Below are 14,077 nucleotides of genomic sequence, written 5' to 3'. Positions count from 1 at the left end.
ATTCTTGATACGGAACACCCATGGCCAAACGCCAACTCAATCGTCGTCAAAACTGGCGCATCGAAAAGATCCAAGGCGAACGCGCTGCCCGCGCCGCCAAACGCGAGTCCTCGGCTGTCGAGGCACTTGAGGGCGGCGACCTGGGTCCGGAACAGACCGGCCTGGTGATCGCGCACTTCGGTGTGCAGGTCGAAGTCGAAGCCCTTGAAGGCGAATTGGCCGGCGAAGTGTTCCGTTGTCACTTGCGCGCCAACTTGCCTGCACTGGTGACCGGCGATCAGGTGGTCTGGCGTGCCGGCAACCAGGGCATCGGTGTGATCGTGGCGCAACTGCCGCGTAAAACCGAACTCTGCCGTCCGGACAGCCGTGGCCAGCTCAAGCCTGTAGCCGCCAACGTCGACATGATCGTCATCGTCTTCGCCCCGCTGCCCGAGCCTCATGCGAACCTGATCGACCGTTACCTGGTTGCAGCTGAGCACGCCGGCATCCGGCCGCTGCTGCTGCTCAACAAGTTCGACCTGATCGACGAGCAGAACGCCCCGGCGTTGAATGCCTTGCTGGCGGTTTACCGCACGCTGGGTTACCCGGTGCTGGAAGTCTCGGCGCACCACGGCAACGGCATGGAACAACTGCAGAAGCAGCTGGACGGACGCATCAGCGTCTTCGTCGGCCAGTCCGGCGTCGGCAAGTCCTCGCTGGTCAACAGTCTGCTGCCGGAAGTCGAAGCCCGTGTCGGTCCGTTGTCCGAGTTGTCCGGCCAGGGCACCCACACCACCACGACCGCGCGGTTGTTCCACTTCCCCGGTGGCGGTGAGTTGATCGACTCCCCGGGCATCCGCGAATTCGGCCTGGGCCACGTCAGCCGCGCCGACGTCGAAGCTGGTTTCATCGAGTTCAACGACCTGATCGGCACCTGCCGCTTCCGCGACTGCAAGCACGATCGCGAGCCGGGTTGCGCCCTGCTCAAGGCACTGGAAGAGGGTCGCGTGCAGCAACAACGAATGAACAGCTACCGCTCGATCATCGCCAGCCTGCCCGAAACCAGCTACTAAACAGAAACGCCCACCGCCCCGAGCCTTTCGGGGCGGTGGGTGGCTCGTCCGTCCTACAAAAATCCTTTCGAATTAAACGTCAGACCTTTCTGTAAGGCCTCTTCGCGCCTGTTTGAAGGACACTTCTCTTTAACCGCTCAGACCTTGTTGCGGCCATCCAAGTGCATACATTCAAGCCCTCTAAGCACTCCGGCGATACCGAGGGACATCCATGCAAACCTATCATTTGTTCATCAGCCACTCGTGGAGTTATCCCCACGCCCACGACAACCTCGTGCGGCTGCTCAACGCAAAACCCGGCTTCACATTCAAAAATTTTTCAGTGCCGACGGACAACCCGATCATCGGCGCGCAGACCGATAAACAACTGGAAGAAGCCATCGAGAACAAGATCAGGCCCTGCTCGGCGGTCCTGATCATGGCAGGGATGTATTCCACGTACAGCAAGTGGATCAACAAGGAGATCGAGATCGCCCGGCGCATGGGTAAGGTGATCATTGCGGTCAAACCGTTTGGTGCGGAGCGGATTTCTGCCGTGGTACGTCAGGCGGCACATGCCGAATGCGCCTGGAACACCAACAGCATCATCAGTGCCATTCGCACTCACGCGGCGGGGTGAACCATGCGCAAGGGATTGTTCATCGGGATCAACCATTACGCTCACGTCTCCCCTTTGAGCGGATGCAACAACGACGCGATGGCCATGGCCTCGGTGCTGGAGCGTCACGCCAATGGGCGGCCGAACTTCAGCAGCAAGGTGCTGACCTCGGCCGAAGATGACCTTTCGCTGACGGCCATGAAGCGGCACATCCAAAGCCTGTTTTCCGGCGATTGCGATGTGGCGCTGCTGTATTTCGCCGGCCACGGCCAGTTCGATACCAGCATCGACGAGGGGCTGCTGATCCCTCAGGACTTTGCTCCGGGTGGCGATGGCATCCGCATCAGCGACCTATTGAGTTGGGCGGACAACGCTCCCCACATCAAGAACAAAATCATCATTCTCGACTGCTGCCAGGCTGGCGCAGCCGCCGCGATGCGCGGGTTACGCGGCGGCAGCAGCGTCATCGGCGAAGGCATGACCATTCTCACTGCCTGCAAAAAAGATCAGGTTGCGCTTGAAGGACGCGGCCACGGCGTGTTTACCGATCTGCTGCTGCAAGCGCTGCACGGTGGAGCCGCCAACGTATTGGGCAAAGTCACTCCCGGCAGCGTGTATTCGTTCGTCGACAACGCACTGGGAGCGTGGGAACAACGGCCAGTGTTCAAGACCAACGTCTCGCAATTTGTCCCCTTGCGTGAGGTCACTCCACTGATCGCCGAAGAGACCCTGCGCAAACTCAAGGACTGGTTCCCGGAGCCCAGCCATGTCTTTGCGCTCGACCCCAGCTACGAACCGACCGAAACATCGTTCGACCCGGACCACGGCGAAGTTTTTGCTCAATTGCAAAAGTGCAATCGCCACAGCCTGATTGAACCGGTGGACGCCGAGCACATGTACTACGCCGCCTTGAACTCCACCGGTTGCCGCCTCACCGCCCTCGGCGCCTATTACCGCGAACTCGCGATCAAGGGACATTTCTGATGCCAGTGTTTATCAGCTACCGGCACACCGACCGCGCCCAGGCAATGGTCATCAATGCACGCCTGAAACAGGCGAACATCAAAACCTATCTCGATGTGCTGGACACCGAATCCCAGCAAACCGACGACATTACGACCGTCATCACCCGCAACATTACCGAATGCACGCACTTGTTGGCGGTGGTCTCGCAGGAGACTGCCATGTCCTGGTGGGTGCCGTTCGAAATCGGTGAAGCGACCATCAGTGATCGCAGGATCTGCTCCTACAAGATCGGGGCCAGCGCGCTGCCGCTGTACCTCGATAAATGGCCGAAACTGAGCAACGATGTCGACCTCAGCTTTTTCATCGATGCCTACCGCAAAGAGTCCATGTCCAAACGCTCAATAGGAATGGAGTCCTTCAGCGAATCCGTTGGCGGCACCTACAAGAGCGACGCCGACCTATTTCACGACCAGCTCAAAAACCGCATCCGTCGCGGCTTCTGACAGGCACAAAAAAGCCGCGATCATCTCGCGGCTTTTTTGTGGGTCACTGCTTCGGCGGTTCCGCCGGTTTCGGTGCCGGGTCTTCGAAGATATTCAGTCGCTCGCGTAGCTCATGGGCCGGCAGCGGTTGTTTATCCGCCGGCAAGGCGTTCGGATCGACCGGCGCGGTCGGCACTTCGCCCGGACCGCCCTGACCTTGCGCTGGAGCAGGCGCCGGTTCAGCACCTTGCGAACCTTCGATGGCGCGCTGGGCTTTCTTGGTCAGCACCACGATGTCGATCCGGCGGTTGACCGGGTTGAACGGGTTATCGCGATCGAACAGCGCCGACGAGGCATAACCGACCACCCGCGCCACTTGCTGATCCGGATAGCTGCCGGCGACCAGCGCACGGCGAGCGGCATTGGCACGGTTGGCCGAGAGTTCCCAGTTGCCGAAATCACCGGTGCCCGAGTACGGCTTGGCATCGGTGTGGCCGCTGATGCTGATCTTGTTCGGCACCGCTTTGATGGTGTCGGCCATGGCCAGCAGGATGTCTTCGAAATACGGTTTCAGACGCGCTGAGCCTGAGTCGAACATCGGCCGGTTTTCCGCGTCCATGATCTGGATGCGCAGGCCGTCCTGAGTGATCTCGAACAGGATCTGGTCCTTGAATTTCTGCAACTGCGGATTTTCATCGACCTTGTTCTGCAACTCTTGCAGCAACAGTTCCAGGCGTTCCTTCTCGACCTGCTCGGCCATGCCTTCGACCTGTTCGGTGTCGACGGTGACGCGGTCCGGCTGCGGCTGAGACTTCACCTCGGGGTTGAGGGTGTTCTCGGGCGCCAGGGTCGGGGAACCGCCCAGATCGATGATGTACGGCGTGCCGCTTTCGGAAAAGCCGACCGGGTCCTTGAAGTAACCGGCGATGGCAATCTTCTGTTCCGGCGTGGCGGTGGACAGCAGCCACAGCACCAGGAAGAACGCCATCATCGCCGTCGCGAAGTCAGCGAAGGCGATTTTCCAGGAGCCCCCGTGATGCCCGCCCGCGTATTTTTTTACGCGCTTGATGATTATCGGCTGGTTATTTTCCATGACTTAGCGACCGCGAACCGCTTGTTCCAGCTCAGCGAAGCTAGGACGGTGCGCCGGGTACAGAACCTTGCGGCCGAACTCCACCGCCAGCGATGGCGGCATACCGGAAGCCGAAGCCACCAGCGATGCCTTGATGGCTTCGTAGACGTTCAGTTCTTCCTTGGCTTCGTGGGCCAGGGCATGGGCCAGCGGGCCAAAGAAACCGTAGGCGGCGAGAATACCGAAGAAAGTACCCACCAGTGCCGCACCCACGTGTACGCCGATCATTTTCTGATCGCTTTCACCCAGGGAGGCCATGGTCACCACGATACCCAACACGGCCGCGACGATACCGAAACCGGGCATGGCGTCGGCGATGCCGTTCACCGCATGAGAAGGATGATCCAAATCTTCCTTGAGGCTAGTCAGCTCCATGTCGAACAGGCCTTCGAGCTCGTGGGGAGCCATGTTGCCGGAGGACATGATGCGCAGGTAATCGCAGATGTACGCGGTCATGCGGTCATCTTTCAGGACGGCCGGGTACTTGGCGAAAATCGGGCTCGCGGCGGCATCTTCGATGTCGCCTTCGATCGCCATCATGCCTTCGCGGCGGCTCTTGTTGAGGATCTCGTAGATCAGGCCCAGCACTTCCAGATAGAACGTGTGGTTGAAGCGCGAGCTGAACATTCCCAAGGATTTCTTGAGAACGTGTTTGAACATGTGACCCGGGTTGGCCTGCAGGAATGCACCGAGGGCCGCGCCCCCGATAATCAACACCTCGAAAGGCTGGATCAGGGCGGCAATCTTGCCGTGGGAAAGCACGTATCCGCCGAGCACGCTCGCGAATACGACGATGATGCCGATTAATTTAGCCATAGGTAGGAGAGCACTTACTGAGTCGGGTTCAAGGTCATATTCGGAAGTTAAAAAATCTCTTCTTCTACTTATCGGCAAAACTGCGCCAGACTATAGCCAGTTCAAGCGAAAAGCTAATTTAGCCCTCTGGGGGCATAGGTAATGCAGACGATGATCACGTCCAACCATGGCTAACGAAACGAACATCCCAACCCCGAAACCGACCACGCTTGAAGGCTGGGTAAAGCTTCTCGATGGCGTGCGCCTGCCGGTTCCGCAAGACAGTCACGACCGCGTCTGCAAGGCCCTCGCCGATAACCGCAGCTCGCTTCGCGACATCGCCGAACTGTTGCAGGACAGCCCGGCCCTGGCCTTGAGTGTGATTCGCGAAGCCAACCGCCACACCCACGGCAGCATGACCGAGCCTGCTGAGAACCTTGAGGTGGCGATCAATCGACTCGGGTTGAAACGCACCGAAGAATTGCTCGCCCGATTGCCTGCCGAACCTCAATCACAGATACCCGTGGCGCTGCGTCAGTTGCAGCTGATCAGCCAGCATGCGACTCAACAGGCCAACGGTTTTTTCGCCGGTCGCCTGGCGCGCCTGTGGCAGGACATCCACTGGGGCAGCCTGCTGTTTCTCTCGCCGCTGTGGCCGATGGCGTTGACTCATCCGCAGTTGCTTGAAGAGTGGGAACTGCGGGTCATTCATAAGGGCCAGTCAGCGCGCAAAGTCGAAAAGGACCTGTTCGGCGTTCGCCTGCTGGACATCTGCCAGGCACTGGTGGACATCTGGCGCCTGCCGATCTGGGTGCAACAAGGTTATCGGTTGCTGCTCAACGAGCAGCGCGAACTGGTCAAAGTCCTGCGCATTGCCCGGGACAGCGAGCATCCCCTGCGCCAGCAAAACCGTCTCGATGACGATCCGACCCTGCGGCGCTGGCTCAACCAGCCGGCCAATACCGTGTTGCTGGCCAACGGGCTGGCACTGTCGGCGCAACAGGCCTGGGACAGTCCGCACAGTGAGCGCTGGCAGTACCTGACCAGCCTTTACCTGCAAATGCCGATGAGCGACGTGCAGCAGCAATTGCATCAACAGGCCGCCAACAGTGCGCGCCAGCATGCAATGCCGGACCTCTGGCACCCTGCCGTCTCGCTGATCTGGCCAGCGGGCGTAAACCGCATTCACGCCGGTTTATTGCCGGCACCGGCGCCGACCACCGAAGACCTGACGGCGTGGCGTAAACAATGCGCCGAGCTGCTGGTCGAGCCGAGCCGCTTCACCAATGCGATGCACCTGACCACCTCTGCCCGAGACGCCCTCGTCGCGTGCGGCATGCGTCGGGTGATGATTTTGATGGCCGACCGCACCCACGCCAATCTGCGTGCGCATCAAACGGCCGGGCTAGAGAAAGAAGCGGCGGGCCTGAACGTGGTCGTCAGTCAGAGCACCGTGCTGCAACGGCTGCTCTCGCAACAGGCCCAAGTTCGATTGACCCCGGCCAACAACGCCCAGTTTACGGCCTTGTTACCCGCCAGCCTGCGTGCGCAGTTTCGCGGTGAACACTTGCTGCTGCGCTCACTGGTCAATAATGGTCGGGTGATCATGGTAGTTGTTGCGGATCAGGGCGGCGGACCCTTTTCGGAAATTACCGTGCAAGCCTTTGGCAAAACCGCGCAGTGCATTGAAAAGGCACTCCATAGCTTTAGCCAGCGCGGCCAATAAGGCTGCGCTACAATCCTCCCCTTTGTGCTCTGGAGACCTCACATGTCTGACTTCTCTGGCTTGGCGCTGGTCATCGAGCCGAGCGACTTGCTCCCTCGCCTTGAGTCCCGCGAACTGATTCTGGTGGACCTGACCAGCAGCGCCCGCTATGCCGAAGGGCATATTCCCGGTGCGCGTTTTGTCGATCCCAAGCGTACGCAACTCGGTCAGGCGCCTGCGCCAGGGCTGATGCCGCCGCAAGCGGCACTCGAAACGTTGTTCGGCGAGCTGGGACACAACCCCGATGCGGTCTACGTGGTGTATGACGATGAAGGCGGCGGTTGGGCCGGGCGTTTTATCTGGCTGCTGGATGTCATCGGTCATAAGAAATACCACTACATCGACGGTGGCCTGACGTCCTGGCTGGCAGATGGCATGCCCATGTCGATCCAGATCCCGGCGCCCGTTGGCGGCCCGGTTGCACTGATCCTGCACGACGAACCGACGGCCACCCGCGAATACCTGCAAAGCCGTCTCGGCGCCGCTGACCTGGCGATCTGGGACGCGCGCGGCCCGCTGGAATACTCCGGCGAGAAAGTCCTGGCAGCCAAGGCCGGGCACATTCCCGGCGCGGTGAATTTCGAATGGACGGCCGGCATGGATCAGGCGCGCAACTTGCGCATCCGCACGGACATGCCGCAGATCCTCGAACAACTCGGCATCACCCAAGACAAAGAAATCATTACCCACTGCCAGACTCACCATCGCTCTGGCTTCACTTATCTGGTGGCCAAATCCCTCGGTTATCCGCGGGTCAAAGGCTACGCCGGTTCCTGGGGCGAATGGGGCAACCACCCCGACACGCCCGTAGAGATTTAAGGTTTTTAAGGACAGTTAATGAATAAGCGTCTGTTTATCCTCAGCCAATACCTGCTGCCTCACCACTTGCTCTCGCGACTGGCCGGCTGCATTGCCGAATGCCGCGTGCGCTGGTTCAAGAACGCCTTTACCGCCTGGTTCGCCAAGCGCTATCAGGTGGACATGTCCCAGGCGCTGGTCGAAGACTTGACGGCTTACGAGCACTTCAACGCGTTCTTCACCCGCGCATTGAAAGAAGGCGCCCGTCCACTGGATGAAACCCCGGGCGCGATCCTCAGCCCGGCCGACGGCGCAGTCAGCCAGCTCGGCCCGATCGAACACGGTCGCGTGTTCCAGGCCAAGGGCCACAGCTTCAGCGTCCTGGAGTTGCTGGGCGGTGATGCCGCGAATGCGGCGCCGTTCATGGGCGGCGATTTCGCGACGATTTACCTGTCGCCAAAAGACTACCACCGTGTGCACATGCCACTGGCTGGCACCTTGCGTGAGATGGTCTACATCCCGGGCCGGATTTTCTCGGTCAACCAGACCACCGCCGAAAACGTGCCGGAACTGTTTGCCCGCAACGAGCGCGTGGCGTGCATTTTCGACACCGAGCGCGGGCCGATGGCCGTGGTGCTGGTGGGCGCGATGATCGTGGCGTCGATTGAAACCGTGTGGGCCGGGCTGGTGACGCCGCCGAAACGCGAGCTGAAAACCTTCCGTTACGACGAAGCCGCCCGTGCGCCGATCCATCTGGAGAAAGGCGCGGAACTGGGTCGCTTCAAACTGGGTTCGACCGCTGTCGTGCTGTTCGGGCCGGACCAGGTGAAATGGGCTGAAGAACTGGCGGCCGGTTCGCCGGTACAGATGGGCCAGGGCATGGGCCTGCCAAACGCCTGATCTGGCTAATCCGCCCCGTCGAACGTCTTCGAAGGGGCGGACATTTCGGTAGCGCCGTTACTCTATCTGCCCACGAAAACCGATCGGCCCTTCGTTGGCGTAAGTATTGGTGCCACTGAGGTTTTTCCCTCCATCATTGGAGGTGACGCTCAACGCGACAACGTTCTGATTATCACGGCCGCCGATGACCCACTTGCCACCCGGATGCCATGGAGCGTCGTTGCCGCCCCACTGATTTTCCACGTTGTACTGGTTCTGGCCCGTGCGTTGAGCCTTGAAGCCAATGGGACCTTCACCGGCGTAAGTCATGGTGCCGGTGAAGCTCTTCCCGCCATCGCCCGATTTGATCTCGATCGCGACCACGTTCTGGTTGTCCCGCGCGCCTAACACCCAGTCTCCGCCCGGATGCCAGGGTGCCGAACTACCGCCCCATTAATTTGCCACTACGTATTTAGACATGAACCTCATCTCCTTGAAGTTACAAGAGACCTGCCCTGCGTAGGCAGCAGGCCATACGACTGTGCGTATCCAGTCGCACGTGTGTCAGATTAGTAGTACACCCGAGCAGCACTCGGCTGACAGACAAACGGTCGACATCTGTAGGTGCTACAGTCAGGTCATTCACTGCCCATTTTCCGGTTGGAGTTTTCCACGGCATGAATGAGACCAGTCCCCACCTGCTGCTACGTGCACCGATCCCGACGCAGTTGCGCCTGTCGTTCTGTGAACCGACGCCACGCGACCTCAAGCGCTGGATCGCCAACCTGCCCAAAGCCAACATCGGCGAAACCGCTCGCCTGCTCTATCAAGGCTTGAGCGAACTCAACCAACTGCTCACCCCCAGCGACAATCGCCTGCAACTGCTCGAACTGTTGCGACCCGAGGTGTATTACGTCTGCAAACACCTGGAACGGCATTTCCTGCATCAGGCGATCGTGCTCGACGAGCGTTCGCGCAAGATCGCCAACCTCTGCCAGGCCCTGCAAAGCCACTTGGCGATTGGCTACAAACAGATCGTCGTGCGCATCACCCCTCGCTTCAGCAAGGATCGAGCCTCGCTGTTGACCCAAGCGCTGCAACGGGCGATCCATTGCCTGAACGGCCCGTTGATTCGCTCGACTCAACTGTATTGCCCGGTGCCGGAAGGCCTGTGGCTGGAGTTGCATCAGCTGTACCGGATCGCTTGCGCACATAAACTCCAGCACCTGAGCCTGCGCGATGAACTGGCCAGCCAGACGCAAACCCTCAGCATCGAACAGACTTACGTAACCGCCCTTCTGCTGGGCGCCTCACGCTGCAATCAACTGCGCCAGAACCAGATCGCCCGGCTCGCCGAGGTACTGGAGCCCTGGAGCCAATGGATCAAGTTGCAACCCGGCCAACCCGCGGATGGATTGTTTGCTGTCGCGCCGGACCTGGATACCGGGCCGCGCTATCGCTCGAAGTTCCGGGCCGAGCAGCAGGACAGTTTGCTGGGGATTGATCCGCAGCCACTGGTCGCCGCCATTGAAGCGCATTTGCAAGGCACTGTCGGCACACCGCCGCTGCCGGTACCGAGCGGGCTCAGCCTGGATACGCTGCAACACTTGCATGCCGCGTGGGGCCAGGCGGCCGAGCGCAGCTTTCAACGCACCGTCGGCCACGGCACCTTGACCCTGTGCGTGGGCATGAGCGCGCTGCACTTCTATCTGGGAGGGGAACGTTCGTTCAGCGATATTCTGAAAAAACCCGGCACCCGGCTCGCGCAGTTCTCCGCCACGTCTCCGGCGGGACGGGCAAGCGATCAATGGAGTCAGGCGTTCGACGCGGCGCCCCACGCCCCGGCCGATGCCTTGCTGCCTTACGAAGAAATTGAATACCCGCACCTTCAGAACGACGACAGTCATGAGGCGGCTGATAGTAATCGGCATTTTCCGACGTACGCCCTGCCGGTCATCAACCACAGCCCCGGCGGTTATTGCCTGGCATGGCCCAACGCGGTGCCCGCCGAGTTGCAGGCTGGCGAGATGGTTGGCATCCAGGACTCTGCCAATCAGGGCTGGAGTATCGCGGTGGTGCGCTGGATTCGTCAGGTGCGTGGCGGTGGTACGCAGATGGGTATCGAACAGGTCGCGCCTTACGCCGAGCCTTGCGGGCTGCAACTGGTGAGAACGCGGGACGATCACAGTCAGTATTTGCGTGGCCTGTTGCTGCCGGAAATCAGCGCCATCGACCTCCCCGCCACACTGCTCGCCCCGCGCCTGCCCTTCCAGGAGGGCAGCAAAGTGCTGATAAACACCAACGGCCAGGAACGCCGCGCCGGACTGGATCGGCGGGTGGCGAGCACCAACAGCTTTAATCAGTTTGCTTATCGCTCGCTGGAGGCGAGCAGAAACGACAACGCCGCAGTGAGCGGCGTCGAGGAGGATTTTGATTCGTTGTGGAAGTCGCTTTGAGATGGTCTGAAAAACCGCGGCGCCCCCTTCGCGAGCAAGCCCGCTCCCACACTGGATCTCTGGTGCTCACAAATAGTGTGTCCACAACAGATCAAATGTGGGAGCGGGCTTGCTCGCGAAGAGGCCCTATCAATCAATACAAATCTCAGAGCTGCCCGTCACGATCCCGAAAGCCCAGCAGATACAGCACGCCATCCAGCCCAAGGGTGGAAATCGCCTGCTTCGCCGACTGTTTCACCAGCGGCTTGGCCCGGAACGCCACGCCCAGACCGGCAATCGCCAGCATCGGCAAATCGTTGGCGCCGTCGCCGACCGCAATGGTCTGCTCCAGACGCAAACCTTCCTTGTGCGCCAGTTCCTTCAGCAGATCCGCCTTGCGCTGTGCATCAACAATTGGCTCAACCGCCACGCCGGTAACCTTGCCGTCGACCACTTCCAGTTCGTTGGCAAATACGTAGTCGATACCCAGCTTGGCCTGCAATTGCTTGGCGAAGTAGGTGAAGCCGCCGGACAGGATCGCGGTCTTATAGCCCAGGCGCTTGAGTTCGGCGAACAGGGTTTCGGCGCCTTCGGTCAGACGCAACGAAGCACCGATCGAGTCCAGCACACTGACGTCCAGCCCTTTGAGCAAGGCCAGGCGCTCCTTGAAGCTCGCGCGGAAATCCAGCTCGCCGGCCATCGCCCGCTCGGTGATTTCCGACACTTGGTCACCCACGCCGGCAGCCTTGGCCAGTTCGTCGATGACTTCGGCTTCGATCAGGGTCGAGTCCATGTCGAACACCGCCAGGCGGCGGTTGCGGCGGAACAGCGAATCTTCCTGAAAGGCGATGTCGACATTCAGTTCCTGGGCAACGCTGAGGAATTCGGCCCGCAGCGCCTGCGGATCAGCCGCTTCGCCACGCACGGAAAACTCGATGCAGCCCTTGCCCTTGTCGGCCGGGGTGTCCAGCGGCATGCGCCCGGACAGGCGATCGATGTGATCGATGTTCAGGCCATATTTGGCGGTGATCGAGCTCACGGCCTGCAATTGCCCGGCGGTCACTTTGCGGGTCAACAGCGTCACGATGTGGCGCTTTTTGCCCTGGTTGCCGACCCACTGCTGGTAATCCTCTTCGGACACCGGGGTGAAACGCACCTGCTGATCGAGCTCGTAACCCTTGAACAGGATGTCCTTGAGCACCGACTTGCCTTGCTCGGTATCAGGAATTTCAACCAGGATGCCGAACGACAGGGTGTCATGGATCACCGCCTGACCGATGTCGAGAATGTTCACACCACCCTGGGCCAGAACGCCGGTGATGGCCGCAGTCAGACCCGGTCGGTCGACTCCCGTGATGTTTATCAGGACGATTTCGCGCAAGGCGCACCCCCGCAAGTGGAAAAAAACCGCATTCTACCCACTTTCAGTGACCATCGGGCACCGTGAGCGCTTTGCCGGTCTAGGGCCTGTCGCTATACTGCGCGTCAACTTCACGGACAAAAGAGCCGAGCTCAAGTGAACCGGCCCACGCCAGTAAAAACCGATAACTTCTTTCTGCTGATCTTCCGTGCACTGCGCCACCGCCGTGTACCGATTGCATTGCGCATCGCCAGCCATAACGTGATCCTGGTCGCTCTGGCCCTGGTGATCTATGCCTGCGTGATGGGTTTGCAGTTCAAGCAGGCCATGCACGAGCAGGCGGATGCGCTGGGCGAAAGCCTGACCACGCAGACCGCCACCTCCGCCACGGAGCTGTTGGTGTCCAACGACATCCTCAGCCTCAACGTGCTGCTCAACAACCTGACCAAAAACAAGCTGGTGGCCCACGCCGCCATCTACAGCGTGGATAACCGCATCCTCGCCGAAGCCGGTCAGCGCCCCAAGCACAGCCTGTTGGGCGAAGCAGAGGGCATGTACCAGAGCAAGATCACCTTCCAGGACGTGACCGCCGGGCAACTGCGCATCAGCCTGGACATGGATCAGTTCCAGCAGCCGATGACCATCAGCCTGCAAAGCATGGGCATTTTGAGTGCGATTCTGCTGGCCCTGTCCCTGGCCTTGAGCTTACGCCTGGGTCGGCACATCTCCACGCCGCTGCTGCAACTGCGCGTGTGGCTTCGCAATATCGACGAATACACCCCGGCCACCGAGCGTCAGGACGAGATCGGCGACCTGGCCCGTCAGCTGCACGCCAACTTCGCGCCGGAGCCGGCCGAACCGGAACCTGTGCCTGAGCCGGAATACGACGAAAGCGACTACGAAGACGCCGACGACAACGAGCCGAGCTTCGAAGTGCGTAACCTGCGGGATCCGAGCTTCGATGAAAGCAAGCCCGTGGCTGGCCTCAAGCCTGCGCCACGGCGCAGTGTCAGCACCGTTGAAGACGACGATGACGATGATGCGTTTGCCGACTTGCGTGACGAATCGACCGACGTTGCACCGAAACCGGTCGCAAAACCGGTGATCTCGAACGTGCCTCAACACAGCGCAGTTCTGGCCGTGCAACTGGGCGCTCAGGAACAACTGCGTCGCCTGCCCCGTACACGTCTGGAAGAATTGCTCAAACGCTATCGCGATTGCCTCGATCAGGCGGCCTCGCTCTACCAGAGCGAACTGCACACCCTGAACGATGGCAGCACGCTGATGTTGTTCCACACCGAAGACAGCGGCGACGATTACCTGACCAACGCGATCTGCTGTGGTGAATTGCTGCGAGCGCTGGGCCATCAGTTGCAGATCGAAGTCGCTGACAGCGGCATCACCCTGCAATTGCAGCTGGGGCTGACACTGGGCGACGAGTTGTTCGGCCTGAGCCAGATCGATCTGCTGTTGACCGAAGCCGCTCAGGATGCACTGGCCTTGTCGCAACACAGCCGCAACCTGCTGCTGGTGGAGCGCAAGATCAGTGACGACGCGTTGATCCGCCAGCGTGCACGGATCCGCCCGATCGCCAGCCCTGAGGGTGCGTGCTGTGTGGAGCGGTTGATGGAGCCTTATCCTTCAATGCTGGAGCGGCAACTGGCGCGGATGCATGAGCGTCGGGCGTAAATAGCCCCGTTACAAAGAAGCCCGCACACGAGTGATCGTCTGCGGGCTTTTTATTGGCTTCATGTAGCAGCTGCCGAGCCTGCGAGGCTGCGTTCGACTGCGCAGCAGTCGTAAGGGGCAATGGGT

At 60.3% G+C, this 14,077-nt stretch carries 12 protein-coding genes and 1 pseudogene; 9 read left to right on the top strand and 4 right to left on the bottom strand.

Annotated features, from left to right (window positions below; translation table 11 throughout):
- The first annotated feature begins 20 nt into the window (after positions 1–20).
- The 4 genes from rsgA (at position 21) to ACA072_RS02555 (ending at position 3,119) form a co-directional block, all read left to right on the top strand.
- Positions 21–1,052 (top strand): small ribosomal subunit biogenesis GTPase RsgA, encoded by a 1,032-nt coding sequence (gene rsgA / locus ACA072_RS02570; RefSeq protein ID WP_010464204.1) that lies wholly within the window; start codon positions 21–23, stop codon positions 1,050–1,052.
- A gap of 211 nt (positions 1,053–1,263) precedes the next feature.
- Positions 1,264–1,671: a TIR domain-containing protein gene (locus ACA072_RS02565; RefSeq protein WP_010464205.1), complete on the top strand. Its 408-nt coding sequence runs from the start codon at positions 1,264–1,266 to the stop codon at positions 1,669–1,671.
- Positions 1,672–1,674: 3 nt separating this feature from the next.
- Positions 1,675–2,634, top strand: coding sequence for a caspase family protein (locus ACA072_RS02560; protein ID WP_497622911.1), 960 nt, complete (start codon positions 1,675–1,677; stop codon positions 2,632–2,634).
- On the top strand, positions 2,634–3,119 hold the full coding sequence (locus tag ACA072_RS02555) for a toll/interleukin-1 receptor domain-containing protein (RefSeq protein ID WP_497449910.1): 486 nt from the start codon (positions 2,634–2,636) through the stop codon (positions 3,117–3,119). The genes ACA072_RS02560 and ACA072_RS02555 overlap by 1 nt, the downstream gene beginning before the upstream one ends.
- Before the next feature lie 43 nt (positions 3,120–3,162).
- Here the strand turns inward: ACA072_RS02555 and motB are convergent, their stop codons facing one another.
- Both motB and motA read right to left on the bottom strand, forming a co-directional pair.
- Positions 3,163–4,191: a flagellar motor protein MotB gene (gene motB, locus ACA072_RS02550; protein WP_497622909.1), complete on the bottom strand. Its 1,029-nt coding sequence runs from the start codon at positions 4,189–4,191 to the stop codon at positions 3,163–3,165.
- A gap of 3 nt (positions 4,192–4,194) precedes the next feature.
- Positions 4,195–5,046, bottom strand: a complete 852-nt coding sequence (motA, locus tag ACA072_RS02545) for a flagellar motor stator protein MotA (protein WP_461978900.1) — start codon at positions 5,044–5,046, stop codon at positions 4,195–4,197.
- A gap of 166 nt (positions 5,047–5,212) precedes the next feature.
- On the opposite strand from motA, the gene ACA072_RS02540 reads away from it, so the two are divergent.
- The 3 genes from ACA072_RS02540 to asd are packed head-to-tail and all read left to right on the top strand — an operon-like array spanning position 5,213 to position 8,488.
- Complete coding sequence (locus tag ACA072_RS02540; protein ID WP_497622907.1) at positions 5,213–6,751, top strand: HDOD domain-containing protein; 1,539 nt, start codon at positions 5,213–5,215, stop codon at positions 6,749–6,751.
- A gap of 42 nt (positions 6,752–6,793) precedes the next feature.
- Complete coding sequence (locus ACA072_RS02535) at positions 6,794–7,609, top strand: rhodanese-like domain-containing protein (RefSeq protein WP_497622905.1); 816 nt, start codon at positions 6,794–6,796, stop codon at positions 7,607–7,609.
- Between the two features lie 18 nt (positions 7,610–7,627).
- Positions 7,628–8,488, top strand: coding sequence for an archaetidylserine decarboxylase (gene asd / locus ACA072_RS02530; protein WP_497622903.1), 861 nt, complete (start codon positions 7,628–7,630; stop codon positions 8,486–8,488).
- Between the two features lie 57 nt (positions 8,489–8,545).
- Here the strand turns inward: asd and ACA072_RS02525 are convergent.
- Positions 8,546–8,908: pseudogene (locus tag ACA072_RS02525) on the bottom strand (lectin OAA family protein); the annotation flags it as partial.
- Positions 8,909–9,144: 236 nt separating this feature from the next.
- On the opposite strand from ACA072_RS02525, the gene ACA072_RS02520 reads away from it, so the two are divergent.
- Positions 9,145–10,923 (top strand): cyclic-di-GMP receptor FimW-related protein, encoded by a 1,779-nt coding sequence (locus ACA072_RS02520; protein ID WP_497622902.1) that lies wholly within the window; start codon positions 9,145–9,147, stop codon positions 10,921–10,923.
- Positions 10,924–11,068: 145 nt separating this feature from the next.
- Here the strand turns inward: ACA072_RS02520 and serB are convergent, their stop codons facing one another.
- Positions 11,069–12,283 (bottom strand): phosphoserine phosphatase SerB, encoded by a 1,215-nt coding sequence (gene serB, locus ACA072_RS02515; RefSeq protein ID WP_054053330.1) that lies wholly within the window; start codon positions 12,281–12,283, stop codon positions 11,069–11,071.
- A 135-nt stretch (positions 12,284–12,418) separates the two neighbouring features.
- Here serB and ACA072_RS02510 point away from each other — a divergent pair, with 135 nt between their 5' ends.
- Positions 12,419–13,951, top strand: a complete 1,533-nt coding sequence (locus tag ACA072_RS02510) for an AhpA/YtjB family protein (protein ID WP_497622899.1) — start codon at positions 12,419–12,421, stop codon at positions 13,949–13,951.
- The last annotated feature ends 126 nt before the right edge of the window (positions 13,952–14,077 follow it).

The sequence above is a fragment of the Pseudomonas sp. LBUM1656 genome (assembly GCF_059716065.1).
The sequence above is the reverse complement of the archived record's forward strand: the minus strand, read 5'-3'. Positions and strand labels throughout refer to the sequence as shown.